Origin of the sequence: Rhizobium hidalgonense (assembly GCF_002914525.1) — a bacterium.
Lineage (GTDB): Bacteria > Pseudomonadota > Alphaproteobacteria > Rhizobiales > Rhizobiaceae > Rhizobium > Rhizobium hidalgonense.
Map to the genome: position 1 here is coordinate 75,177 of NZ_LODW01000046.1, position 25,066 is coordinate 100,242.

Consider the following 25,066-nt stretch of genomic DNA (forward strand, 5'->3'; position numbering starts at 1 on the left):
TTCTATGCTAATGGGATTTCCCGCGAACAGAAGCCTCAAACTCCGAGCGCAATGCCATCTTTCCGGGATTCGGATGCGCCGGTCAGGGTGCCGTTGTCCCAATCGATGCGGATCACCTGCGCGCCACCGAGCGGGTCCTGCGCGGGCGAGAGCGTAAATCCCCGCCGTTCGAGTTCGGCTTTGGTCGCGCTGTCAATCGTGCTCTCTGCTTCAACCTTTGTGCCGTCGGAGGTAGGCATCACGCGCGGCAGATCGATCGCCTCCTGCATGTCCATTCCGTAATCGAGGACCTTGGATATCAGATGTGCGTGGCCAAGCGCCTGATAGTAGCCACCCATCACGCCGAAGGGCATCTCCACTCGACCGTTGCGGGTCACCATGCCCGGAATGATCGTATGCAACGGTCGCTTCGAGGGGGCTACACGGTTCGGATGGCCCGGTTTAAGCGAGAAGCTTTGGCCGCGATTGTGCAATATGACGCCGGAGCGTGGGGCGACGAGGCCAGTGCCGAAACTGTCGAAGATCGAGTTGATGAAGCTTACGGCATTGCGGTCGCGGTCGACGACCGAGATATAGACGGTGTCGCGGTGAAGCGGCATTTCGAACGGCGGCAGGTCGATCAGCGCCCTCTCCAGGTCGATCATTGCCGCAAGCCTGTCGGCCAGTGCGTCCGACAGCAGTTCAGCCACCGGCACATCCGCCTTGTCGGGATCGGCAATCCAGGCGTCACGGGCGGCATAGGCGAGGCGTGTCGCCTCGATCTCGACATGCAATCGGTCCGGCGATTGCGGGTCTCCCTTGGCTTCGAAGCGGCTCAGGATGTTGAGGATCAGGAGCGCTATGATGCCCTGACCGTTCGGCGGGCATTCGTGGATGGTATAGCCGCGGAAATCGGTGGTAACTGGATCCACATATTCCCCTCGCGCATTGGCGAAGTCCTCCATCGTGTGGAGCCCGCCGAGCGAATTCAAATATGACACCATGTCCTGGGCAATCGGACCTTCGTAGAATGCCGCACGACCCCCTACAGCAATGCGCTTTAGCGTTTCCGCCAGTTCCGGCTGTCGATGCACCTCGCCGATGGCAGGCGCACGGCCGCCTGTGAGGAAAATCCGTGCTGCCGTCGGATCGGCGGCCAGCACGTTTTCTTCGATTGACCAGTCGCGATGAACGCGGGGCGTGATCGCGTACCCTTCCTCGGCAAAGCGGATAGCAGGTGCCAGCACGTCGCCGAAGGGAAGCCGACCGTGATCGGCGTGAAGGCGTGTCCAGGCATCGATCGCTCCCGGGATCGTTACTGCTGCCGGCGACTGGCGTGGAACCGCCGTCAATCCGCGCTCTTCGAACCAGCCCGCTGTCAACGCCGCAGGCGTACGCCCCGAGCCGTTATAAGCGATAACCTTGTCCGATCCGTTGGCTGCATAGAGCACAAAACAATCACCGCCGATGCCAGTCGAGCCCGGTTCTACGACGCATTGCACCGCGCAGGCGGCAATCGCGGCATCCATGGCATTGCCGCCAGCCTCCATGATCTGCAGTGCCGCAAGCGTTGCTGAAGGATGCGATGTCGCCGCCATGGTATTCCGCGAGACTGCAACAGACCGTGTCGGCTTCTCGAAGTTACGCATTTGGTTCATTCTCCTTGCCATTGTTGGTATGACTCAGACCCGCGCCCGGTAAGGCGTAAGCCAGGCTTCGAGCGCATTGAGCGCCGAGATGATTGTAAAGTTGAGGGTGAGATAGATGGCGCCGGCTGTGACGAAGACCTCGACGGCACGATAGGTCTGCGAAATCAGCCCTTGGGCGATGCCGGTGACTTCCACGAGCGTAATAATCGATGCAAGCGACGTCCCCTTGACCATCAGGATGATCTCGTTGCTGTAGCTCGGGATCGCCTGGCGCAGGGCCAACGGCAGGACGACGAGACGCAACGTGAGGTACCGCGACATGCCGGATGCTGTAGCAGCCTCGACAAGGCCGCGCGGCACACCCTGTATCGCGCCGCGCAGGATCTCGCTTCCATAGGCGGCTGTATTGAGGCTGAGCGCAATGATGGCGCACCAATAGGGCTCGCGGAACAGCCACCAGAGCCCGATCGCCTGGAGCGTTGGCCGAAACTGGCCGAGGCCATAATAGATGAGGAAGATCTGCACCAGCAGAGGCGTGCCGCGAAAGACCGCGACGAAGGCGCGGATGGGCCAAACCACGAACCGGTGATTGCCTTGCTGGGCAAGCGCCAACAGCAGCGCCATGATGAAGCCGATGCTGATCGAGGACGCGGCAAGCTGCAGAGTAAGCGGCAGGCCGGCGAGCAGGGCAGGGATGATTTCAAGAAAGAACGCGAGGTCGATCATGCGTGGACCATGCCCCGCCAAGCCCGGGCCTCGCCATAGCGGAAGACCGAGGCGGTCACGACGGCGATGACGAAATAGAGCCCGGCCGCCGCAATATAGAAGATGAACGGCTCTCGCGTCGAACCTGCGCCGATCTGCGCCTGGCGCATCAGCTCGACCAGTCCGATCACCGAGATCAAGGCCGAGTCCTTCAGCACCAACTGCCAGACATTGCCGAGCCCCGGCAGGGCATGACGCATCAACTGCGGCACGACGACGAGGCGCAGCGATTGAAACCCGGACAGGCCAAGCGCCTTGCAGGCGTCGAACTGGCCGAGATCCACAGCCTGGTAGGCGCCGCGATAGACCTCTCCCTGATAGGCGCCGGATATGATGCCAATCGCCAGGACGCCTGTCGCAAAGGTGGGCAGGCCGACGAAGCCGGCGCTGCCAAAGAACTTGCCAATCTGCGTGAGGGCGATGCTGCCACCGTAGTAAAGCAGATAGATCGTCAGCAGATCGGGAATCCCCCGGAACACGGTGCCATAGGCCTTGGCAAGTCCCGCCGGAACAAGACGCCGCGATAGCCTGCCGCCCGCGGAGAGCGCGCCGAATACGGCACCAAGGAGAAAGCCGAGAACGGATAGGGCAAGCGTGACACCGGATGCGACAAGCAGGGCGGCGCCCCAGCCGCCCTGTCCGAAGCCGAGGAAATGCAAGATATAGGTCATGTGATTCAAAAGCCTTTCAGCGCGCTGCCCGGCGCAACGGCTCGCGCCGATCTGCCGGGCAGGTCCGCCCGCGCCTACTTAACCGGCGTTACATCCGTCTTCACCCACTTCTCCGAGATGCGCTTGATGGTGCCGTCGGCGATCGCCTCGTCGATGGCTTTGTTCAGCATGTCCTTGAGCTTGGTGTCTTCCTTGCGCAGACCGGCGCCGGTTCCGAGGCCGAACAAGCCACCCACGAAACCCGGGCCCGCGACGGTGTAATCGGCGAATTCGGGCTTTGCGAGCGTTGTCGCAAGCGCCGTTTGCTGCGCGAACAGCGCGTCGATGCGGCCGGCCGCCAGATCGAGGTCATGCTGCTCGGTGGTCTTGTATTCACGGATCTCCACCGTGTCGCCGAAATATTTCTTCACGAATTCAAGCATTGCCGTTGCCGCCTGGACGCCGACAACCTTGCCCTTCAGCAGCGGTTTCAGCTTCTCGATTGCGGCCATGGATGCAGCCTCGTCGTCCAGATTGAACTTCTCGCCGGAAAGACCCAGTTTGCCCAGGTCGCTGTCCTTCGCGACGGCGAAACTACCGGGATCGACGGCATAAGGTTGCGTAAAGTCGATGGTTTCCAGCCGCTTCTTCGTAATGAACATCCCGGCCATGATGACGTCGAATTTGCCGACCTTCAGCGACGGGATGAGGCCATCCCAATCCTGCGCGATGATCGTGCACTCGACTTTCATCCGTGCGCAGAGATCGTTGGCGAGGTCGATCTCCAAACCGTCGAGCTTGCCGTCGGCATTCGTGAAGTTCCATGGCGCATAAGCGCCCTCGGTCGCAATTGTTATGGCCTTCGGCGCGTCCTGCGCCAACGTGGGCTGGCCAAAGCCGAGCATACCGAGTACGGCCGCGACCGCGGCCAGGCGATGAATTTTCATGTGGTTCCCCTTTTCATTGGCTGATCTAGCTGTTCCCGTCGCCTGCATCCGGTCTGTCGCCGGTTCGAGGCATTCCTGTCCGGCCGGTGTTGATCACCGGCTCGGAGTCACGAACTCGGCAAGCATCGGTGCCGTGCCGAGAATATGATCCTGCATCACCAGTTCTGCATGGCGCGCATCGCCGGAACGTAAGGCCGCAATCACAGCGGCATGTTCTTCTCGCGCCGACACAGGCTTTTCGACGTAGTCGAACCAGATGCGCATATAGGGTTCGATCACCGCATGTAGCGCCGAAATCTGGTGGATGAGCTTGGGTCTCCGGCTCAGCGCGCAGATGCGGCCGTGAAATTCCTGATGGCGCGCCACCCAGTCGCTGCCGCCGCTGTTCCCCGCGCGTTCCATGCGCTCAAGAAGGCGATCGAGTTCCTCGAGTTCTTCCTCGTCGATCCGCGGGATTGCCAACCGGACGGCAAGCCCTTCCAGCACGGAACGCATTTCGAAGATCTCATAGAGCTCATCGACCGTAAGACCTGCGACAATGCAGCCTCGATTGGGACGCAGAACCACGAGCCCCTCTGACGCGAGGCGTCGAAATGCCTCACGCACCGGCATCCGGCTCATGCCGATCTCAGCCGCAATATCCTCGGGGATCAAGCGTTCGCCGGGCTTGTAGCGGCCAAGGCGAAGAGCTCGCTGGATATGCAGATAGGCCTCTTCCTCGGCAGTGGAGGCATGCTTCCCAAATGAGGCGACAGAAGAAGACATCAAAGACCTGGCTTTTTGTATCCACTTATCCAATCATGAGCGTCCCCCTTCGTCAAGCTTCTCAAACGGTGATTTCAGGGCAGGCGAGTGTTGTTGGCTCACGCTGCATAGGTGATCTGCCCTCCGCAGATGGTGTAGCGCGGCGCAACGTTGGCCATCTCGTCGGGCTCAATGGCCTGAAGGTCGTGGTCCCAGACGACGACGTCGGCGACGAAACCCGGTTTCAGCTGGCCTTTCCAGCTCTCGGCGAATTCGGTATAGGCGCCCCGGACCGTATAGGCATCCAGCACCTCCATGAGTGTCAGCCGGTTGTCCGGCTGGTCCTCGGTCCAGGGCTTACGGGTCATGGCCGAATGCATCGACAGCATCGGCGACACCGGAGAGACCGGCCAATCTGTCGAGAGGATCAGGTCGATTCCGGAGTCCCTGATGGCACGCCAAGCGTAGGAGCGCGCCCAATTCTCGCGGCCGATGCGCGACAGCGTCGGTTCGAGCGGCAGGCCCATCTGCCCGGGTGGAACAGTGGGCTGCATGGAAGCGACGATCTTGAGATCTGCCATGCGGGTGAGATCGGGAGCGCGCACCACCTCGATATGCTCGATCCGGTGGCGGCTGTCGCGCTTTCCATTGCTCGCCTGCGTCGCAGCGTATCCGTCGATCGTCTTGGCGACCGCGCCATCTCCAATGGCATGGACCGCGAGCTGCAGGCCGCGCTTGTCCGCCTCGATACAGACGTCGTCGAAAGTGGCCTGGTCGAAACGCGGCTCACCCTTCCAACCCGGCCGATCGGCATAATCGTCGTACATGACGGCCGTGTAGGAATCGAGAACACCATCCATGAACATCTTGACGGTCCCAGAATTCAGCCACTCGCCCTTGAAGTCGGCCTGCATGTGCGCGGCCTTGTCCATCTGGGTGACGATGTCACCACCGGTATAATGGAACGGAATGCGTCCCCTGCAGATCAGTCCGCCCTCGGCCTGGATTTCCGACAGCAGCTCCAGCTGGTAGCGATTGCCATCCATGTTCTGGAAGCTGGTGATCCCGTGGGCCGCAAGGTGCTGAAGTCCACGCTCCAGAAGAGCGCGGTCGTAAGCTCGGTCCGCAGGGCTCGGCGCCGGGTCGGGTTCGCCGCCAGTGCTAAGGCCCAGCAGATCGCGACCGCCATTGGCGCCGAGGGCGATGACGTCGTCGAAGGCATAATGTTCGCGTAGCTCACCTGTCGCAAGGCCGTCCTTGCCCATCACGATCTCATTGCCGGGTGGAAGGGTGCGGCCCTCCAGAATGCCCGCCTTTGTCAATGCGACCGTGTTTGCCCAGATCGTGTGGTGGTCCGGCGCCATCACAGCCAGCGGTCGGTCCGCCAAAATCGAGTCGAGAACGTGGCGGTCCACATCGCGATTCTCGGAGAGAATAGTGTAGTCGCACCCGTTGGCGAGCAGCAGGGGCTCGGCCGGCTTCAATAATGCGTAAGCCAATATCGAAGCCTTCATGGCGTCATACCCCCTGACGTTGAACAGCGAGAGCTGGTCGAGTTCGCTCGATCCGCCGAACAAGTGGATATGGCTTTCGTTCATGCCGGGCGTGATCGTGGCACCGCCTGCATCGATCATATGCGTTGCTGAGGTGCGATAGGCGGAAATCTCGCTTCCGCTGCCCACGGCCAGAATACGGCCGCCGGCGATCGCGATCGCTTCTGCCTCGGGTTGGTCCGGGTTCATGGAGAGAACCCGGCCATTGGTGATAATCATCTCTGCTGAAGCGGTCATGCTGTTTCCTCTCGAGGGCATGCGAAGGATCGACACCGTCTTGATCGCCAACGGGCGCTCAAGCCGCGCGGGTAATATGTTTAATGCCGCGATAGGCCGCGAGCCCCCAGGGGCCGAGTTCACGACCGATGCCGCTCGCTTTGAAGCCACCCCAGGCGGTGTTGGGGAAGATCATCTGGGACGTGTTTACCCAGACATGGCCGGCGTCGAGGCGGCGCGCCACTGCAGCCGCCGCCTCGCCGTCGGTTCCGACGACGCTGGCGGCCAGTCCGAAATCGGTGTCATTCGCCAGGGCGACCGCCTCGTCGGTGCTACTGAAACTACGAATCGCGAGCACTGGCCCGAAGATCTCTTCGCGCCACATCGGATGATCCGTCGGGACGTTGCGGTAGATCGACGGTTCAACGAAGAACCCCTGTCGATCGCGAGCGGGGTTTCCGCCTGCGACGCAATCCAGGCCGTCAACACGTGCTCTTTCCAGAACCGCCTTCACCTTGCGGTATTGCTCCGCAGTCGTGAGCGGCCCCATTTCAGCGTTCGGATTATCGTGGCCGGCCACCAGAAGCTGGTTGGCCTTAGCAACAAGGGCCTCCGTGAAGTCGTCGGCGATCGTGTCAGCGACGAGGAGACGGGAGGTTGCCGAGCACATCTGGCCGCAATTGAAGAAAATCCCGGCAGCAGCAATCTCAACCGCCTGGGAAATATCCGCATCACCGAGGACAATGATGGGGGATTTTCCACCAAGTTCGAGGGACACGGGAACAACGCGCTGAGCTGCGGCCGTCATGACCCGACCGCCGGTTGCGTTCGACCCGGTGAAGGAAATCTTCCGGATGCGTTTGTCGGCGCACAATGCCGCGCCGACATCGCCACCACCCGGAACGATGTTCAACACACCGGCCGGAAGGCCGACCTGCGCGGCCAGATCGCCATAGACCAATTCCGCCAGCGTTGTGAATTCCGAAGGTTTCAGGACGGCGGTGCAGCCTGCCGCCAGCGCCGGCGCCAGCTTCCATGCTGTCGTTACCATCGGAAAGTTCCAGGCGACGATCAGGCCGACCGGTCCGATCGGCTCGAAGTGGGTGGCGCCCGTTAACGCACCCTCTGCCAACTCTACGGGCTGGCCCTGCTGGGCGTCCAGATGTTCGGCGAGGCCGGCATAGTATTCAAACGTCGCGCTCGCATCGTCGACATCGATTTCAGCCTCGTATCGCGGCTTTCCGTTGTTGAGTACCTGCAGGGCGACAAGGTGGGACTTCCGTTCCTTCAGTCCCTTGGCGATCGCGCGCAGAAAGCCGGACCGCTCGCGACCGCTCGTCCGCCTCCAGTCATCGAAGGCCCGCGCAGCCGCCTCGCTCGCCTCCGCCACCTGCTCAACGGAGGCCGGTATGAAGCTCGCAAAGGTTTCGCTGGTGGATGGATCGACGGATAGAATGGACGCTGCACCATGCCCGGCATGCCAGCGGCCGTCGATCAACACGCTTTCCCGACGGTCAAGAAGAGCAGAGGGGATGTACAGATTGAGCGGAAGGGAGAATGTCGTCATTACAGCGGGAACCCCATTTTATGGACCATGTTTATCCAGTGTTTGCGCCATCCGCCCTTCTGGTCGACCTCGTCGAGTGCATGCATCGTCAGTTTCGCGCCGATCCAGCGGAAGGGTTCTGGGGGGATCCAGTTCGGTAAAGTCCTGGCAAAATCGAGGTCTAGATCAGGACCCGATTTCCCGTCCAGAATGTCAAGTCCGATGGACGCGCCAAAGCGCGTTGCCGTGACGCCAAAACCGGAATAGCCCCCTGCATAGATGGCTTTGCCTCCATAATATCGCTGAAAATGCACGGCAAGGCGCATGGTGAGGTCGATCGGACCAGACCAGGCATGGGTGAACTTGATGTCTGCGAGTTGGGGGAAAGTGGTAAAGAAGTTGCCCGCGAGCCGGTCATAGGTCTCGATCTTGCGATCGTCCGCTGGGTCCGGGTTGTTATTGAAGAAGTAGCCCACGCGACCCCCGAAGATAATCCGGTTGTCGCGCGTCAGCCGCATATAATTCAGCTGCGTTCGAGTGTCGTAGACGCCTTGGCGATTCTTCCAGCCAAGCCTCGAGAGTTGCTCTTCTGTCAGCGGCTCGGTCGCCAGAACGCGGTCTCGTGCCGACACGATGCGCGTCTTGATGTTCTTGTGGCCTGCATTCCAGGCGTTGGTAGCAAAGAGGACCTTCGGAGATTTGATCTGGCCGTCATGCGTGACGATGGTCAACATTGTGCCATTGTCTTCCACAACGGTCATCGGCGTGTGCTCATAGATGCGCACGCCCAGATTAAGCGCCGTTCGCTTCAGCCCCCAGGCTAGCTTCGCCGGATGCACAATTCCGCTGCGCTCTCTCGACCACATGGCGCCTTCGAACAGCGGCGAAGCGAGTTCCGCTCGCGTTTCCTCGCGATCCATCAGAACCACGTCGTGGCCGTAACGCTTGGCGAGATCGAACTCTTCGCGCAATTTGCTCATACCCGAGGGGCCTACGGCCACCGTCATCTCGCCCGACCATTCCAAATCCGCATCGATCGCATGATCCCGGATCGTCTTGGTCCAGCCATCGAGGTTGTCCTTGCCAAGTCGCTCGAGCGCTGGCAGATCTTTGGGAAAGATGCGGCTTGCGTTGGAGAGTCCATGCATCACCGAGGTGGAAACGATACCACCCGGTCTCCCGGAAGCACCGTGGCCGACCTTGCCGGCCTCAATAATGATGACATCCCGGTTCGGATTCGCCTGTTTGGCCAGAATGGCGGCCCAGAGTCCGGTGAAGCCGCCGCCGACAATGGCAAGGTCCGCATCGGTACGCCCCACGAGGTGTCTTTCGCTATCGGGAGCGAGCGGGTTGTCGAGCCAGAAGGGATAGAGCGTCGCATCGGCCAGTGCCTTAGGAATTGCAGTCATTTTGTGTGTGCTCCCAGCAATTTCGGGAGGTCCCCAAAACGCGCAACCAGCGAGAAGATGACGATAGTCAGGATGACGAAGAAGATCGAGGCGGAAGCCATAACGGGCGTGTAGCCGTAGCGGAGCGAGTTGAAGATCCGCATCGGCAATGTCTCCAGAACGGCACCGACCGTCATGTAGGCAATCAGATATTCGTTCAGGGAGACGACAAAGGCGAAGGCGAAGCCGGAGATCAGGTAGGGCCGAACCAAGGGAAAGACGACGGTGCGCAGAATTACGCGGTTGTCGGCACCCATGGTCGCGGCGGCTTCCGGCAGGCTTGCGTCGAGGGTGCTGAAACCAAGCGTCAGGGAGACGAGCGGCAGGGACACGAGAAAGATGCCGTGACTGACGATGACGGTAAAATATTGCCCATAGAGGCCGGCTTGGGTCCAAAAGGACAGGAAGCCAAGCGCCGTGATCACCGGCGGCAGAAGAAACGGAGCGAGGCCGATCGTGGTGACGACCTTTACCCAGCCCAGCCGGTAGCGCCAGTTGAACCAGGCGATCGGAAAGGCGATCACGACGGCGAAGGCGGCGGAGGATGCCGCGATGATCGCGCTGTTGAGTACGGCGTCTGACCAGTCGGACGAACGGAAGAGATCTCCATACCAGCCCAGATTGAACCCCTGCGGCGGGAAGGTCAGCGACTTCTTCTCGTTGACGGAGACGCCGAACACGACGAGCAGTGGCGCTGCCATTATGATGCCGAGCAGGCTGAAGGCAATGCGGCGAAGGGAGACCTGGCTTATCATGCGCGCTCCTTGCGACCGAATTGCACGACGGTGATCACGATCAGAAACGTCACGATCACCAGGAACACTGCAAGCGCTGCGGCGAAGGGGATATTCGACTGCACAAGCGCCTGGTCGCTGATGACGACCGACAAGGTCCAGTGCTGGGGACGGCCCAGGATCTGGGGCATCAGATAGGTACCGAGCGTGAAGACGAGCAGCATGAGAAAGGTCGTGACAATGGTGTTGCGCTGCATGGGCAGCACGACGCCGAAGAAGGTCCCAAGTGGCGACATGCCGAGCGTTCGTGCGGCTTCCTCGATATGCGGATCGACTCGCGACAGGATCGGATAGAGCACGAGAACGGCATAGGGGAAAGCAGTGTAGACGACGCCCGCCACGAGCGCCGCGAGGCCTGGCGTATAGGAGGCCGGCTTATCGATGAACCCGATGAAGACGAGAAAATTGCTGATCCCCGCCGTGCGCGACAAAAGTGTCGACCAGGCAAAACCGGTAATCGATTCCGACAGCGACAGGATTGAAAGCAGGAAGATCAGCCAGCAGATCTGCGTTGCCCGCGGCGCATTGACCAACAGGTAGGAGAAGGGAAAGGCGATGACGATCGCGATGGCGGCTACGCCGAAGGCCAGGCCGAAGGTCGCTAGGAGCAAACCCATGAAGAAGGGACTGAGCAGGCGCTGGTAGTTCGCAAGCGTCAACGTGGTTTCAGAGGCGCCAAAGCTTGAATTCTCATGACACGACGTCAGGACCATCGTGCCGAAGGGCACCACAAAGAACACGACCAAAAGCACTGCTGGTAAGATGATCGGTAGATAGCCTGCAATTGTTCTCGGACTTGAAGCGTTCATCGGATCACCTCAGAACAACGCAGGTGGCGCCGTTGACACGAACGTGGACGGGCCGACCCACTGCCAGACCGCTCTCGTGCCGAGAGGGGAGGGCGACAACAACGTCCTTTTCCATGCCCTCGACGGCAACGTTGACCTCGATCCCGGACCCTAGGTGGCGCGCGAAGGCAATATGGCCGAAGAAGCTGCTGTCGTTGGCCTCGTCGTGAAGTGCCAGATCTTCCGGGCGGACAGAGAAGGTGAAGGCGCCCGACGCCGGCGCATCGCTGATGGTGACGGTGCCGCCGGGGACGCTGACCCGCCCGGGCGACACGACACGGCCCCCGATCAGGTTTGCCGCACCGATGAAATCCGCCACGAAGGCGTTAGCCGGGTTGCGGTATATCTCAAGCGGCGGAGCGACTTGCTGGATTACGCCGCCGGACATCAGCACCACCAGGTCGGCGGTCGTCATCGCCTCCTTCTGGTCATGCGTGACCAGAAAGGTCGTAATGCCGAGTTCCTGCTGCAGGCGCTTGAGCTCGACCTGCATCGCCTCGCGCAGCTTGGCATCAAGCGCCGACATTGGCTCGTCGAGGAGGAACAGTTTGGGTTTGAGTGCCAGGGCGCGGGCGATTGCTACACGCTGGCGCTGGCCACCTGAAAGTTGCGTGATGGACCGGTCGGCCACGCCCGGCAGGTGAACGAGAGCAAGAAGCCTTTGCACCTCGGCCTTCTGGACATCCTTCGACGCCCCGCGAATGCGCAGGGCGAAGGCGATGTTCTCACCAACAGAGAGATGGGGAAAGAGCGCAAGCGACTGGAACACCATACCGAAATCGCGCATGTGCGCGGGCACGTTCGTGATGTCACGCCCGTCGAGAAGGATCTGTCCGTTCGTCGCATCCTCTAGGCCCGCGATGATCCGGAGCAGTGTGGATTTTCCGCAGCCGGATGGCCCCAGAAGGCACAGGAATTTCCCATTCTCCACATCGAGGGAAATGTTGCTCAAGGCGGTAATGGGCCCATAGGCCTTGTTGATTTTGCGGATAGCAAGTCCGGACATGTCGTTCCTCCGGCAGGGCGCGCCAAACCGTCGCCTGCTTTAAGGTTGCTCGCGGGAATGCAGCGGGGGGTCAGCCCTGCTGCATCTCTGTCCAGACCTGATTGATGAATTCCGTCTTGAGAGCCTGCATTTCGTAATGCGGCCTTACCGGATCGATGTTGGAGGAGACGGAATCGAATTCCTCGTCCGTTAGATCCATCGTTGACCGTTCGACCACCGGCGCGCTGCCGAGCTTACGGGCGAGCTTCGCCTGGGTCGAGGGCTGCGACATGTAGTCCATGTAGACATAGGCGAGATCGAGCGAGGAAGCCGCAGCCTTCGTGACCGCCCACGTGCCGTAATCGTAGATGCCGCCTTCGACGGGCATGGTTGATCGAACGGGGAAGCCGTCCCGCACGGCCAATCTCGTGACATCATGGAAATACTGGCCCATGGGGATCTCGCCTGACTTCAGCGCCTGTTCGAACTGGGCCTCGTCGCGATACCAGAGGCGGACATTCGGCTTGAGTTCGCCGACCTTGGCGCAGGCTTCCCGGATACCATCGTCGGTGTCGAGATGCTTGATACCGCCAAAATAGACCTTAGCGGCCACTTCAAGGAGGTAGGAATTACCGACATTGGCCAAAAGCCCCAAGCTGTCCTTGTATCTCGGGTCCCAAATGTCCTTCCAGGACGTTGGGGCTTTCGGGTAGACGTCGGTGTTGGAAACCAGCGTGACATACCAGCTCGTGGCACCGATCGCGATGATCTCGCCCTTGCTATTCTGGCGGACCAGAGCCGGCTTGATGTATTTAATGTTCGGAATCTTCTTCGGGTCGAGTGGTGCCCAAAGCCCTGAATACGCACCCCGGATGACGGGAACGCCCGCCATCATCGAAATATCAACCGGCGACTTGCCCGCTTTGGCTGCCTGCTCAAGCTGGATCAGCCAGACCTCGCCGGTGGGCTCACCCACGCTTTCAATTTGAATGCCGGTAGCCGCCGTAAAATCCGGAAAGATCTCTGCGTCGAACGTATCCTGGAAATAACCACCGTAAAGGCCGACGCGCAGCTTTTTTTCCTGCGCCCGTACGATATTGGGGAAACCGGTGACGAGAGGCGCCAGACCGAGACCTGACAACCCCTTCAGCACGCCACGTCGCCCGACGGATCCCTTTGCGATGTTTTCAATAGACATGACGTTCCCCTGCTTTTCGTATTGATTAGCGGAGATGGTCACCGATCACGCGGCGTAAATACATTACAATATCCGCGCAATCACTTCGATAAAATCCGAACTACTTCTATGCTTCCTCCTATTAAGGTCGCCATGTTCATGGGAGATCTCAGAAATGGTAGACCAAGCGCATCTCGACGCACTTCGAGGCAAGTATGGAAACGCCTCCGGCGGTGACATTTTCGACCCGCATTTTCGGGAGGTTGCCCAGTCGCAATTTAGCGGTGGCGACAAGCGTAAATGGCCGTTCGCCGGCATTCCGACACTCCTTGACGCCCGTAGTTTGCCAGAGGCCCAGGATACTGCCGATTTTGGCGGACTGGATATCGCGCTGGTCGGCGTGCCCATGGATCTGGGCGTGACTAATCGCAACGGAACGCGCTTTGGTCCGCGCGCCCTGCGCACAATCGAGCGCATAGGCCCCTATGACCATGTCCTGCGTACGTCTCCGATGAGCAAAGCCAAAGTCGCCGATATCGGTGACGTGCCATTGCTCAGCCGCTTCGATCTCGCCCAGTGCCATAAGGATATTGAGGCCTTCTATCGTCGCGTTGTTGCTGCGGGCGTGCGGCCTCTCAGCGTGGGCGGCGATCATTCCATCACGTCGTCGATCCTCAAGGCGCTCGGTGAAAAGGAGCCGGTCGGTCTCATTCACATCGACGCCCATTGCGATACCGCCGGGCCTTACGAGGGAACCAAGTTCCAGCATGGAGGGCCGTTTCGCCTGGCCGTTCTGGACGGGGTGCTGGACCCGCGCCGTACGATCCAGATCGGCATTCGTGGCCCAGCCGAATATCTCTGGGAGTTCTCCTATGAGAGCGGCATGACCGTGATCCACGCCGAGGAAGTGGGCGAGGCAAGCCTGCCCCGCCTGATAGAAAGAGCACGCGAGATAGTCGGCAACGGCCCCACCTATGTCTCGTTCGATATCGACAGTGTGGATCCGGGCTTCGCTCCGGGTACGGGGACCCCAGAGGTGGGTGGCCTGCAGCCGCGCGAAGTGCTGCAGATCCTGCGCGGCCTGAATGGGCTCAACATCATTGGTGGGGACGTGGTCGAGGTCGCGCCGCAGTATGACTCAACGACCAACACGGCACAGATAGCCGCTCAGGTCTTGCACACGATCATGTGCCTCATGGTCAATGGCGCTCAGGGGGTGTAGCCGCGGCGACGCAGTCGCAAGTTCAAATCATATGAAGCCGCCACTCGCTGCTCTGAGTGCCCGCGCGTCCGCGGTCGGGGAGTTTGCGATCCCATGCGTTTGGTGCAATCTACCGTAATGAAAATATCAGGATCCGACCTTCACTTGCTACGGGTATTCGAAAGCGTCGTTCGCAACGGCGGCATATCTGCCGCACAAATGGAGCTTTCGCTCAGTCAGCCCACCATCTCCAATCATCTCACGGCGCTCGAACAACGCATTGGCGTCAAGCTGTGCGGACGCGGACGTCGCGGGTTTTCCCTGACGGAAGAAGGACGTCGCGTCTACGATATCAGTCTCGAGCTGACCGGAATGCTGGACGCGAGCTCGGCGCGTCTCTCCGGCCTTCGAAGCGCCCTGTCAGGAAGGGTGAGTGTTGGTATCGTCGACTGCATGGCGACCGATCCGCGTCTGAAGATCTGCGAGGCGATCGCGGAGGTCTCTCGGGTAGCGCCGGAAATTGAGCTCAACCTGAAGATCATGCGGCCGAACAACATTACGAGGGCGGTCGCTGAAAACGAAGTTGATATTGGGATAGGCGGCTCCAGCATTAAAGTCGCAGGCCTCGTTTACCGCAACCTATACCGCGAGGAACATGCCGCTTTTTGCGGGGCCGTTCACCCCCTCTTCCACGTCGCTCACGACACTATCACCAGTCCCGATTGCTACGCCTATCCCTGGGTTCACCGCGGCTATTGGAACGGTAGCAGAGGTCACCGCTTCGCCAATTCTGTTTTCAACAGCGTAGCCTTCGACATCGAGGCCGAGACGTTGATGGTGCTGTCAGGCGCATTTATCGGTGTCCTTCCGGTACACTATGCGAGCGTGTTCGAGGAGCAGGGTCGCCTGCGCAGACTTCCCGTATCTAAAGAGGATTATTTCGCCGACATCGAACTCGCCACACGCGCGGGAGAGCAAGCCGCCAATGTCGGGTATGTGGCTGATGCGATCGTGAAAGCGCACGAATTACATTTGTAAACCTCAATGTATTAGTTCTTCGATTGGTATTCTTGATATCGCCGCTGTCGATCTAGCTTAGCGCCCAAGCGGGCTGAGCATGGGCGCCACAGCGACCAGTCCACGGCCGCGTATTGATCGCGCGGGGCGATGAAGGAGGCTGCAGATGCTGAAATGCGAAGGCAACGCGCGTAACCAGATTTCGGTAGACAACGCCGACATCCGCCTCATTCGCATCTTCATCAGGGTCGTGGAGGCCGGCGGTCTGTCTGCGGCCCAGGCCGAACTGAACCTCTCCCTATCTACGATATCGGGCAAGATAACGGCGCTTGAGGAGAGGTTGGGCGTGACGCTCTGCAAGCGGGGGCGGAGCGGCTTCCAACTCACTGACAGCGGACGTCTGATTTTTGAGGAATGCCAGCGGCTTTTCAGCTCCCTGGACCAGTTCGGCCGCAAGGTCTCGGGGTTGCGATCCAACCTCAGCGGCAACCTCGCCATCGGTCTCGTCGACAATACCATTACGGACCCGCAGTCGCCGCTGGTGGCAACGATTGCCAAACTCACTGACGTCGCGCCGGCGCTCCACCTCACCATTGAGGCCAAGTCGCCGGGCGAGCTGCTGCGCGACGTCGTATCGCGAAAGCTCGACCTCGTCGTCGGCAGTTTCCCGCGCATGGCACTGGGGCTCGCCTATATCGATCTTTACGACGAAGTGCAGAATTTCTACTGCGGCGTGGGTCACCCTCTGTTTTCCATGCCGGACGAGAACATCGACATCGAGGAGGCGCGGACACACCGGATTATCGGGCGCAACTACTGGGCCGCGCGGGACATCAAGATTTTTGCGATAAGCAGTCCGCACGCGACGGTGTCTAGCATGGAGGCCGAGGCTTTCCTGATCCTCTCGGGCTGCTATCTCGGCTATCTACCCGAGCACTATGCGGCCCAGTTCGTCCGGGCCGGCCGGATGCGACTGATCCGCCCGAACCTGTTTTCCTACAAGGCGAAGTTTCAGGTCGCGACGCTCGAGGACTGGCAAAGCCGGCCGATCGTGAGGACCTTTGTCGATGTCATTAAGAGCGCGACGAACAAGGCGATGGTCCGAGCCGCATAGATCAATCCCCTGTGATACGTGGCGCAGTCTTCCTCATGAACATGGTTGAAGAATCCCGGTCTTTCACTTCGCGAAATTACGAACAAAGGTGCCCGAATTATACTTTAAACGGATAGCGATCGAACATCAGACCATCTCAAATCGTCTGAAGATATTTTGTCGGGAGGGTTCCGTGAAAAGATCGCTGTATCAGACTCTGAGTACACTCGCGGCAGCAGGTTCGCTGCTGCTCTTTTCGACTGCCGGTGCATATGCGCAGCAGTTATTTATCTACAATTTCTCCGATTATTTCGCGCCGGACACGATCAACAACTTCGTGAAGAAGTCCGGCATCGATACCCGGGTTGATTTTTACGATTCCCTCGAAATACTTGAGACACGGCTTCTGGCCGGCGGCAGTGGATTTGATGTCGTGTTTCCAAGCTCAACCGTCGGAGAGCGGCTGATTGCCTCCGGCGCATTGCAGCCGATCGACAAGAGCAAACTCAAAAACTACGGCAACCTGGATCCAGAGCTTCTCAAACTGCTCGGCGAGCACGACCCTGGCAATAGTCATCTCGTCCCGTATATGTGGCTGACGACGGGGATCGGCTATAATCGCGCCATGATCGAGCAGAGGCTCGCCGACGCGCCTGTCGATAGCCTGGCAATGGTGTTCGATCCGAAGATTGCTGCCAAGTTCGCGGATTGCGGTATAGGCATCGTGGACGCGCCGAATGAAGTCATCCCGATCGCGCTGAACTATCTCGGCCTCGATCCCTATTCCGCCAAGGAAGAAGATCTGCAAAAGGCCCAGGATCTGCTGATGGCGCTGCGGCCGAACATAAGGCATATGCAGAGCGGCAAGCTGATCGCCGACATGGCGTCCGGCCAACTCTGTGTGGCAATCATGTGGAGCGGTGACGTGGGGATCGCGGCCGCTCGCGCCAAGGAAGCCAATACCGGTCAGGACGTCCGCTATTCGCTGCCGAAGGAAGGAACGCTCGTCTCGTTCGATACGCTGGCCATTCCCGCCGATGCAGCCAATGTCGAGCAGGCGCTGCAGTTTATCGATTACATCCTCGATCCCAAGGTGATCGCTGATATCAGCAACACCGTCTTCCTCGCCAGTGCGAATGCCAAGGCCACGCCGCTCGTGGATCCCGCGATCACCACCGACCCCAATATCTACCCCTCTGACAACGTCCGGGCGAAGCTCTTTAGCGATCGCTCCCTGCCTCCGCGTCAAACCAGGGAGCGGACCCGGGTCTGGACCACCTTCCGCGCCGGCAACTGAGCGTAATATTTGGGAGCGGTGAAAGTGCAGCAGTCCTATTTGACGGTTACTAGCTTGAGCAAGTCGTTTGGCGGCTTCGTTGCCGTCAACGGCGTGTCGCTTGACATAGGCAAGGGCGAGTTCTTTTCGCTTCTGGGGCCCTCCGGTTGCGGGAAATCGACACTGCTCAGGATGATCGCGGGTTTCGAGAGTCCCACGTCAGGGCGCGTGCTGCTCGACCAATCCGATGTCACCATGCTGCCAGCGGAAAAGCGGCCGACGAACATGATGTTTCAGTCCTATGCCCTCTTTCCGCATCTCACCGTGGCAAAGAACATCGGATTCGGTTTGGTTCAGGAGCGCCTGCCGAGATCCGAAATCGACAGTCGCCTGGCGGACGTCACCCAGAAGCTGCAGTTGAAGCCCTTGTTGGACAGGAAACCCTCGCAGCTTTCGGGAGGCCAGAAGCAACGCGTGGCCCTGGCGCGTGCTCTGGTCAAGCGCCCGAAAGTGCTTCTGCTGGACGAGCCGTTGGGCGCACTAGACAAGAATCTCCGCAGCGAGACCCAGGACGAACTCGTGCGCTTGCAGAAGGAACTGGGCCTCACCTTCGTCATCGTGACGCATGACCAGCATGAGGCAATGACCGTGTCCTCGCGCATCGCGATCATGGAGTCGGGCCGCGTGCTTCAGGTTGGCTCGCCGGAGACGGTGTATGAAGCCCCTGTCTCCCGCTATGTGGCGAAGTTTCTGGGCGAGGCCAATCTCTTCGACGTTGCGAGCGCTCGCGCGGAGGCCGGACAGGCAAGGCTCACGCTGGCGTGCTTCGATGGGCAATTTGGCGCGAGGCTGCCTGCGGGCGTTTCGCCGGACGGTCCGCTCTGGCTCTCAGTGCGACCGGAAAGGGTTGAACTCTTCCGCAGCGGCGAGGGCATTCCCGGCGTGGTCGAGGACATCACCTATACCGGCGCTCAGCGACGCTATCGCCTGAGGCTCGCGACGAACGCGACACTCGACGCGCTCAAGGTCAACGTCGGCAGCGGCGACGATTTCGCCGTTGGGGACGCCGTTGTCGCACGGTGGCCGGATGACGCCGCTCATCTGCTCGGGGAGTGATCCGAATGATCGCCCCCTCCAATTTGCGCCTGAACCGGAGGACGCTTATCCTCCCGCCATTCCTCTGGCTCGGGGTTATGTTCCTCCTGCCGACCATTCTGGTGCTGGCTATCGCGCTATCATCGACAAGGGTCGGTATGCCTCCGTATGAACCGCTCTTTACGTGGGAGGGCGCCCAGCTTTCCATCAGGCTCAACTTCGAAAATTTGGAATTCGTCCTCCGCGACGGGCTTTACGCAAGGGCCTACCTGAACAGCCTGAAGATCGCGCTGATCTCCACGATCGTCACGCTTCTTGTCGCCTATCCGCTTGCCTACGGCATCTCCCGCTGCCGCTCCCCTTGGCGTTCGATCCTGGTCTTCCTTGTAATCGTGCCTTTCTGGAGTTCGCTGCTGATCCGCGTCTACGCCTGGATGGCCATTCTCAGCAATGACGGTCTGCTCAATGTCCTATTGGAGAGTGTTGGCGTGATCGATCATCCGCTGCAAATCATGAACACACAGACGGCGATCTATATCGGCATCGTTTATACCTATCTGCCCTTCATGGTTTTGCCGATCTACTCCAACCTTGCAGGTGCCGATCGCACCCTTCTCGAGGCCGCGCGCGACCTTGGATGCAGCCGCTTTGGCGCATTCTGGCGTGTCACCTTTCCCCTGAGCTTGTCGGGTGTGGTGGCGGGATGTGCACTGGTCTTCATCCCCGTTGTGGGTGAGTTCGTGGTGCCGGACCTCCTCGGCGGCGCCGATACGCAAATGATCGGGAGGACGATCTGGATCGAGTTCTTCAACAACCGGGACTGGCCCGTTGCCGCAGCGGTTACGGTGCTGTTGGTGCTGCTTCTCGTCATCCCGATCACGCTGCTGCAATCGCAGCTTTCCAAAGGGAGAGTCTGAGGATGACAGTCTCAACCGGACCGAGCCGGTTCAATCGCCTGTCGATCGTCATCGTCATGGCTTTCCTTTATCTGCCGATCATGATTCTCATAATCTTCAGCTTCAACAAATCGAAGCTGGTGACCGTGTGGGGCGGCTTTTCGACCCAGTGGTACGCGTCCGCCCTTTCAAACGCGGCACTGCTCGATGGGGCGCGGGTGAGTTTCACCGTAGCAGCGGTCTCGGCGACGATCGCTACACTGCTGGGCCTGTTGGCCGCGCTTGTCATTGTGCGGATACGGCGGTTTCGTGGCAGGCAGCTCTTCACAGGTCTGCTCGCGGCACCCATGGTCATGCCGGAAGTGGTGCTTGGCGTGTCGATGCTCCTGATGTTCGTGGCCCTCGGCATCAATCGCGGTCCTCTGACAATTATCCTAGCCCATGCGACATTCACCATGTGTTTTGCAGCGGTCGTTCTGCAGTCGCGACTGACGGAGCTCGATCCGTCATTGGAAGAAGCGGCGAGGGATCTCGGCTGCCCGCCAGCAACGGCTTTTCTGAAGGTCGCCCTGCCGAACATCCTGCCGGCACTGACATCGGCGTGGCTGCTTTCCTTCACTTTATCGCTAGACGACCTCGTCATTTCGAGCTTCACGACAGGGCCGGGTGCATCGACATTGCCAATGAAGATCTACTCGCAGATCAAGTTCGGGGTCACGCCCGAAATCAATGCAGTATCGACCATAATCCTCGGCATTGTGGCGTTGGGCCTTCTGATCGTTGCACTCACCACCAGACGCGCGGGGGAGGGCTTGCATTGATGCCGATGCCGTTTGCTGGGCGAACATGGGCATCGCTGGGAATTTTGCAGGCTTCTGAAGCGCACTGCCCGTCTTAAGACCTCCATGAGAGATCGTTCTGAATAGATCACGAGGTAAATCGGTGAACATTCCATCACAGTCGAAACAGGGGGCGACCGATGTCTTGCTTGCGAGCATTGCGGCGCCAGACCTTCCCCTCGCTTTGGTTCAGACTAGAGTTGCCAGCATTTACGGCCTTACTGGCACATGGCGTCGCTTGGGCGGGGAACGGGAACAGAATTTTCGCCTCGTGACCGACGATGGACAGCAGTTCGTCGTCAAGGTGGCGTCGATCGAGGAACCAACGGAAAGCTTGGAATTCCAGATCGAAGCTCTCGAGCATGTCGCGGCGATCGATGCGCGCTTGCCCGTGCCGCGGGTCACGCGGACCTTGCAAGGCGAGCCCATGGGAAGCATCACCGACGAGAATGGTCGGATTCACATTCTGAGGGTTTTGAGCTTCCTGCCAGGGCAAACCCTGCTCGACCGGATCAAGGCGGCCGGTCGCCCACTGCAGGCCGCCGAGCTGGTGACGCTTGGCTCGATGAGCGGGCGCCTGGCGCGCGCGCTGCAGGGTTTTCACGGGCGAGGGGCGCCGACGAGCATGCCGTGGGACCTGAAAAGCGCTCCCCTGCTGCTCGATCGGCTGCTGGTCCATATGCCTGAACGGATCAGGCCGGTCGCTCTGGCGCTATTGCCAGATCTGGCTCAGGCGGTATCGGAGCACCTGCCGAAGCTTCGCGCACAGGTCATCTACAACGACTTTCACGAATCCAACATTCTCGCGGAATTCGCCCCCGTTTTCAGCGTCCAAGGTGTCATCGATTTCGGTGACATGGTTTACGGACCAATTGCGCAGGATCTGGCCGTCGCGATCGCCTCGCTGATCCACTGGACACCGGACCAGGTCCTCGCGGCGACCTGTCTTGCACGGGGTTACCAGCTCTTCATGCCGCTGGAGGCGGAGGATCTTGCCGTTCTGCGCCGGCTCGTGCTCGCGCGCCTTCTGCTGCAGGTCGGCATCGTGGCCTACCAGTCGTCGGTCACCGGCCTGGATACGCCGCTCGACAACCTGCAAAGCTGCTACATGGGCGCCATCGAACGCTTTGCCCAGGTGACGGATGCTGCTTTTGTCGCCGGAATTCTGCCGTCAGTCGTGCCCGTGAGCGTGCCGGTCGCAACTATTCCGCCTGCCCCCATGCCGTCTCTGCTGCAGGACCGCGAATCCGTGCTCGGCAAGACTTATACATTCTACAACGAACCGCTTGAGCTAGTACGTGGCCGTGGCTCCAAGGTTTACGACGCGTCGGGCAAGGAATATCTAGACTGCTACAACAACGTCGCAAATCTAGGACACTGCCATCCCTATGTGGTCGGTGCCCTGATGCAGCAGGCGAGTACGCTCAACACGAACTCGCGCTACCTGCACCGCGAGATCGTCAGGCTTGGCGAGCGGCTGTCCACGACGCTGCCGCCACATCTAGATACCTGGATCTTCGTATGCACCGGCTCGGAGGCAAACGACCTGGCCGTGCGCATGGCGCGCGCGGTAACAGGCAAAGAAGGCATCGTCGTCACCGAAAACAGCTATCACGGCAACACCTCGATCGGTGCGCCGCTGTCGTTGATCGACTACGATGCCAGCGACCGGCCCGACTGGGTGGAAACTGTGCCGCCACCAAACCTATACCGAGGCCTCTACAGATATGGCGACAATGACGCCGGTTCGAAATATGCCGGCCATGTCGATCAAGCAGCGCGCGTCTTCGTCGACAACGGCAAGGGGATGGCGGGCCTGTTGATCGATTCCATTTTCGACGCGAACGGCGCGCTCGTCCCCCCGCCGGATTATCTGTCGCAGGCATACGCCAACGTCAGGCGTCACGGTGGGCTGACGATCGCCGACGAAGTTCAGATGGGCTTCGGGCGCTCGGGAGCCCACATGTGGGGCTTCCAGGCCTTTGACGTGGAGCCGGACTTCGTCACCATGGGCAAGCCCATGGGCAACGGCCATCCGATTGCAGCCCTTGTGACCCGGCGCGAGATTGCCGCAGCCCTGCAAACAAGGGGCGGCTACTTCAACACCTTCGGTGGCAACACGGTCTCGGCGGTCGTGGGCAATGCGTGTCTCGATGTGCTCTGGGGAGAGGATCTGCAGGGCAACGCGCGAAAGATCGGGGCTGTCTTGAAAGAAGGGCTCGATGACCTCATGAAGCGGCACGAGCTCGTCGGCCATATCCAGGGACGCGGTCTTTTCCTCGGCGTCGAGCTTGTCACGGATCGCATCACGACAGCGCCTGCAAAACTGGCTGCCCGCTGGGTTCGCGAGCGGATGAAGGCCCTCGGCGTTCTCGTCTCATCCACCGGGCCGCTCGGCAACATCATCAAGATCAGACCACCTCTTGTCTTCAGTGAAGCCGATGCCGCCAAGTGCCTTGAAGCTCTGGAGAACGCCCTCTCGGAGGTGCCTGCCGAGCTTCGCCAGAAGACGTCTGAGCAAGGGAACGGTCACCTCTCTCACCATTCACCTCAAACTCGCTGAAGGAGGCGAACATGCCGATTGCCGATCTCGTACATCCCGAATTGGGCGCTTATGAAAGCAAGGTTGTGATGCCTGACGACTTCGTTGAGTTTTGGGCGTCCACGATCGCTGAGGCGCGAAGCGCGGGTGGGGCTGTCGACCTGAGAAGAGCCGAGACCTCGCTGAAGGTGGTCGAGACCTATGATGTGACTTTTCCAGGTTTCGGGGGTCATCCGATCAAGGGGTGGCTTATCATGCCGGCGATACGAGAAGGGCGCCTTCCACTCGTGATCCAGTATATCGGTTATGGCGGCGGCCGAGGCCTGCCACACGAGCAGTTGCACTGGGCGGCCTCCGGCTATGCTTATTTCCGCATGGACACACGTGGTCAGGGCGGCGAATGGAGCGTCGGCGATACGGCAGATCCGGTCGGCTCCACGGCAGCCTTCCCCGGCTTTATGACGCGCGGCGTTCTTGACAGGAACGACTATTATTACCGGCGGCTTCTGACCGACTGCGTGCGCGCTGTCGATGCCCTGATCGATCTGCCGTTCATCGATGCCGAGCGTATTGCCGTCTGCGGCGACAGCCAGGGCGGCGGGATGTCGATCGCCGCCGCCGGTCTTGATCCGCGGATTAAAGCTGTTATGGCGGATGTACCTTTTCTGTGTGACTTTCCGCGTGCGGTCCAGGTCGCGCTCCGGGAACCCTATACCGAGATCGTGGGGTTTCTGGCTCGGCATCGCGACAAGAGGGATAGAGTCTTCGAGACGCTAACCTATTTTGACTGCGTGAATTTCGCCCGGTTTTCGAAAGCGCGGGCACTCTTCTCCGTCGCCATGATGGACGAAGTCTGTCCACCCTCGACAGTGTACGCGGCGTTCAACGCTTATGCAGGGGACAAGCGAATGGTTGAATACGATTTCAACAATCACGAGGGCGGTGGGGCCTACCACGACCGCGAACAAATGTTCTGGCTCGGAGAACTCTTCGGTATCGATTGATGCCGGGCTGTCGATGGCTGTCAGAGATGACGGGGCCTATCCCAAGGCCGCATCATCGCCTGTAACTGAGCAGAGTTCGAGGGTGCTGAGAGTTGACCCGGGATTTGCGCCAAGAATTGACCCGCCTGTTAGATATCTTTCGGGTCGGGTGTTGTGGTCAAGGACTTGCCTTTCTTTGAAAACCAGGTTCGTTCCACCGGCTTCGAGGAAAGCCTCATAGCCCTTACCAGAAAGCATGCAGTCGAGGAACATGTACGCCTCGCATCGCGCTCGGCTTCACGGGTCTTGTGCTCATGACTTGGTTCACTCCGCACAGCGGCAGATTCTCTCCAGTCGGTGCTGCGCTGATGCTCGCTGCGCCAGGATGCTGGGCCGGCGGGTCGCTTTGGGCACGGCGAGTGCGCCTGCCCGCGGACCCGATCGTAGCGCTGACGACGCAACTGGTCGCTGCCGCTACGGTCCTCCTGCCCGCGAAGTCCGCGATTCCGGCGCCTTGCTGGTCCGGCCGGCCACCATGTCGCCTGGCGCGCGGAGGAGGCGGTCGCCGATCCCGAAGGCGCGCTAAGCCGCGTGCTGAAGACGATTCTGGATCGGTGAGGGCATCAGGAGCACTGAAGAAAAGGGCTACTTCACCGAGGTAAATTCCGTCGAAGTCGTCACGAGTCGCGATTTCAAAAAGAAGGGATATGTGGCGATCTCAACTTGCTGGTCTGTCGTTCGACTCCTTTCAACTTGCAAGAAAGAGCCATTTGCAAATGCGTCAACCACCGAAACGGAGTTGAGGAGTGGCCGACGGATGCTG

The 25,066-nt window shown here is 60.0% G+C and carries 21 protein-coding genes; 9 read left to right on the top strand and 12 right to left on the bottom strand.

What is annotated here, in order from left to right; translation table 11 throughout:
• Positions 1–35: 35 nt before the first annotated feature.
• The 12 genes from ggt to ATY29_RS08600 all read right to left on the bottom strand — a co-directional run bounded on the left by ggt (position 36) and on the right by ATY29_RS08600 (position 13,322).
• Complete coding sequence (ggt, locus tag ATY29_RS08545; RefSeq protein ID WP_097535923.1) at positions 36–1,628, bottom strand: gamma-glutamyltransferase; 1,593 nt, start codon at positions 1,626–1,628, stop codon at positions 36–38.
• Between the two features lie 33 nt (positions 1,629–1,661).
• Positions 1,662–2,354, bottom strand: coding sequence for an ABC transporter permease (locus ATY29_RS08550; RefSeq protein ID WP_097535925.1), 693 nt, complete (start codon positions 2,352–2,354; stop codon positions 1,662–1,664).
• The gene (locus tag ATY29_RS08555) at positions 2,351–3,064 is read right to left on the bottom strand and encodes an ABC transporter permease (protein ID WP_097535927.1); all 714 of its coding nucleotides are present in this window, start codon (positions 3,062–3,064) and stop codon (positions 2,351–2,353) included. Before ATY29_RS08555 ends, ATY29_RS08550 begins: the two co-directional genes overlap by 4 nt.
• 74 nt (positions 3,065–3,138) lie before the next feature.
• Entirely contained in the window at positions 3,139–3,990 is an 852-nt protein-coding gene (locus ATY29_RS08560; protein ID WP_097535929.1) for a transporter substrate-binding domain-containing protein, read from the bottom strand.
• A 93-nt stretch (positions 3,991–4,083) separates the two neighbouring features.
• Entirely contained in the window at positions 4,084–4,755 is a 672-nt protein-coding gene (locus tag ATY29_RS08565; RefSeq protein WP_097535931.1) for a GntR family transcriptional regulator, read from the bottom strand.
• A 98-nt stretch (positions 4,756–4,853) separates the two neighbouring features.
• Positions 4,854–6,524, bottom strand: a complete 1,671-nt coding sequence (locus ATY29_RS08570; RefSeq protein WP_097535933.1) for an amidohydrolase — start codon at positions 6,522–6,524, stop codon at positions 4,854–4,856.
• A 58-nt stretch (positions 6,525–6,582) separates the two neighbouring features.
• On the bottom strand, positions 6,583–8,070 hold the full coding sequence (locus ATY29_RS08575; RefSeq protein WP_097535935.1) for an aldehyde dehydrogenase family protein: 1,488 nt from the start codon (positions 8,068–8,070) through the stop codon (positions 6,583–6,585).
• Positions 8,070–9,458 carry an NAD(P)/FAD-dependent oxidoreductase gene (locus ATY29_RS08580; RefSeq protein ID WP_097535937.1) on the bottom strand — a complete coding sequence of 463 codons (1,389 nt, stop codon included), beginning with the start codon at positions 9,456–9,458 and terminating at the stop codon, positions 8,070–8,072. The genes ATY29_RS08575 and ATY29_RS08580 overlap by 1 nt, the downstream gene beginning before the upstream one ends.
• Positions 9,455–10,252, bottom strand: a complete 798-nt coding sequence (locus ATY29_RS08585) for an ABC transporter permease (RefSeq protein WP_097535939.1) — start codon at positions 10,250–10,252, stop codon at positions 9,455–9,457. Before ATY29_RS08585 ends, ATY29_RS08580 begins: the two co-directional genes overlap by 4 nt.
• Entirely contained in the window at positions 10,249–11,100 is an 852-nt protein-coding gene (locus tag ATY29_RS08590) for an ABC transporter permease (protein WP_097535942.1), read from the bottom strand. Before ATY29_RS08590 ends, ATY29_RS08585 begins: the two co-directional genes overlap by 4 nt.
• Before the next feature lie 4 nt (positions 11,101–11,104).
• Positions 11,105–12,145: an ABC transporter ATP-binding protein gene (locus ATY29_RS08595; RefSeq protein WP_097535945.1), complete on the bottom strand. Its 1,041-nt coding sequence runs from the start codon at positions 12,143–12,145 to the stop codon at positions 11,105–11,107.
• A gap of 70 nt (positions 12,146–12,215) precedes the next feature.
• Positions 12,216–13,322, bottom strand: coding sequence for an ABC transporter substrate-binding protein (locus ATY29_RS08600; protein ID WP_097535947.1), 1,107 nt, complete (start codon positions 13,320–13,322; stop codon positions 12,216–12,218).
• 154 nt (positions 13,323–13,476) lie between these two features.
• On the opposite strand from ATY29_RS08600, the gene speB reads away from it, so the two are divergent.
• The 9 genes from speB (at position 13,477) to ATY29_RS08645 (ending at position 24,264) form a co-directional block, all read left to right on the top strand.
• On the top strand, positions 13,477–14,523 hold the full coding sequence (gene speB / locus ATY29_RS08605) for an agmatinase (RefSeq protein WP_097535949.1): 1,047 nt from the start codon (positions 13,477–13,479) through the stop codon (positions 14,521–14,523).
• A gap of 93 nt (positions 14,524–14,616) precedes the next feature.
• Positions 14,617–15,540: a LysR family transcriptional regulator gene (locus ATY29_RS08610; RefSeq protein WP_097535951.1), complete on the top strand. Its 924-nt coding sequence runs from the start codon at positions 14,617–14,619 to the stop codon at positions 15,538–15,540.
• Positions 15,541–15,685: 145 nt separating this feature from the next.
• A complete protein-coding gene (locus ATY29_RS08615) occupies positions 15,686–16,633 on the top strand; it encodes a LysR family transcriptional regulator (RefSeq protein ID WP_202973650.1) in 948 nt (315 codons plus the stop codon).
• A gap of 172 nt (positions 16,634–16,805) precedes the next feature.
• Entirely contained in the window at positions 16,806–17,909 is a 1,104-nt protein-coding gene (locus tag ATY29_RS08620; RefSeq protein ID WP_202973651.1) for a polyamine ABC transporter substrate-binding protein, read from the top strand.
• Between the two features lie 24 nt (positions 17,910–17,933).
• On the top strand, positions 17,934–19,004 hold the full coding sequence (locus ATY29_RS08625) for an ABC transporter ATP-binding protein (protein ID WP_165779410.1): 1,071 nt from the start codon (positions 17,934–17,936) through the stop codon (positions 19,002–19,004).
• Between the two features lie 137 nt (positions 19,005–19,141).
• Positions 19,142–19,900, top strand: coding sequence for an ABC transporter permease (locus ATY29_RS08630; RefSeq protein WP_310856048.1), 759 nt, complete (start codon positions 19,142–19,144; stop codon positions 19,898–19,900).
• Between the two features lie 2 nt (positions 19,901–19,902).
• The gene (locus ATY29_RS08635; protein ID WP_097535955.1) at positions 19,903–20,700 is read left to right on the top strand and encodes an ABC transporter permease; all 798 of its coding nucleotides are present in this window, start codon (positions 19,903–19,905) and stop codon (positions 20,698–20,700) included.
• Positions 20,701–20,821: 121 nt separating this feature from the next.
• The gene (locus tag ATY29_RS08640) at positions 20,822–23,281 is read left to right on the top strand and encodes an aminotransferase class III-fold pyridoxal phosphate-dependent enzyme (RefSeq protein ID WP_097535957.1); all 2,460 of its coding nucleotides are present in this window, start codon (positions 20,822–20,824) and stop codon (positions 23,279–23,281) included.
• An 11-nt stretch (positions 23,282–23,292) separates the two neighbouring features.
• The gene (locus ATY29_RS08645) at positions 23,293–24,264 is read left to right on the top strand and encodes an acetylxylan esterase (protein WP_097535959.1); all 972 of its coding nucleotides are present in this window, start codon (positions 23,293–23,295) and stop codon (positions 24,262–24,264) included.
• Positions 24,265–25,066 lie beyond the last annotated feature (802 nt).

Excerpts from the sequence above, each read along its gene's own strand:
- ggt (WP_097535923.1), bottom strand. The coding sequence starts at position 1,628 with ATGCGTAACTTCGAGAAGCCGACACGGTCTGTTGCAGTCTCGCGGAAT.
- ATY29_RS08550 (WP_097535925.1), bottom strand. The coding sequence starts at position 2,354 with ATGATCGACCTCGCGTTCTTTCTTGAAATCATCCCTGCCCTGCTCGCC.
- ATY29_RS08555 (WP_097535927.1), bottom strand. The coding sequence starts at position 3,064 with ATGACCTATATCTTGCATTTCCTCGGCTTCGGACAGGGCGGCTGGGGC.
- ATY29_RS08560 (WP_097535929.1), bottom strand. The coding sequence starts at position 3,990 with ATGAAAATTCATCGCCTGGCCGCGGTCGCGGCCGTACTCGGTATGCTC.
- ATY29_RS08565 (WP_097535931.1), bottom strand. The coding sequence starts at position 4,755 with ATGTCTTCTTCTGTCGCCTCATTTGGGAAGCATGCCTCCACTGCCGAG.
- ATY29_RS08570 (WP_097535933.1), bottom strand. The coding sequence starts at position 6,524 with ATGACCGCTTCAGCAGAGATGATTATCACCAATGGCCGGGTTCTCTCC.
- ATY29_RS08575 (WP_097535935.1), bottom strand. The coding sequence starts at position 8,070 with ATGACGACATTCTCCCTTCCGCTCAATCTGTACATCCCCTCTGCTCTT.
- ATY29_RS08580 (WP_097535937.1), bottom strand. The coding sequence starts at position 9,458 with ATGACTGCAATTCCTAAGGCACTGGCCGATGCGACGCTCTATCCCTTC.
- ATY29_RS08585 (WP_097535939.1), bottom strand. The coding sequence starts at position 10,252 with ATGATAAGCCAGGTCTCCCTTCGCCGCATTGCCTTCAGCCTGCTCGGC.
- ATY29_RS08590 (WP_097535942.1), bottom strand. The coding sequence starts at position 11,100 with ATGAACGCTTCAAGTCCGAGAACAATTGCAGGCTATCTACCGATCATC.
- ATY29_RS08595 (WP_097535945.1), bottom strand. The coding sequence starts at position 12,145 with ATGTCCGGACTTGCTATCCGCAAAATCAACAAGGCCTATGGGCCCATT.
- ATY29_RS08600 (WP_097535947.1), bottom strand. The coding sequence starts at position 13,322 with ATGTCTATTGAAAACATCGCAAAGGGATCCGTCGGGCGACGTGGCGTG.
- speB (WP_097535949.1), top strand. The coding sequence starts at position 13,477 with ATGGTAGACCAAGCGCATCTCGACGCACTTCGAGGCAAGTATGGAAAC.
- ATY29_RS08610 (WP_097535951.1), top strand. The coding sequence starts at position 14,617 with ATGCGTTTGGTGCAATCTACCGTAATGAAAATATCAGGATCCGACCTT.
- ATY29_RS08615 (WP_202973650.1), top strand. The coding sequence starts at position 15,686 with ATGCTGAAATGCGAAGGCAACGCGCGTAACCAGATTTCGGTAGACAAC.
- ATY29_RS08630 (WP_310856048.1), top strand. The coding sequence starts at position 19,142 with ATGCCTCCGTATGAACCGCTCTTTACGTGGGAGGGCGCCCAGCTTTCC.
- ATY29_RS08635 (WP_097535955.1), top strand. The coding sequence starts at position 19,903 with ATGACAGTCTCAACCGGACCGAGCCGGTTCAATCGCCTGTCGATCGTC.
- ATY29_RS08645 (WP_097535959.1), top strand. The coding sequence starts at position 23,293 with ATGCCGATTGCCGATCTCGTACATCCCGAATTGGGCGCTTATGAAAGC.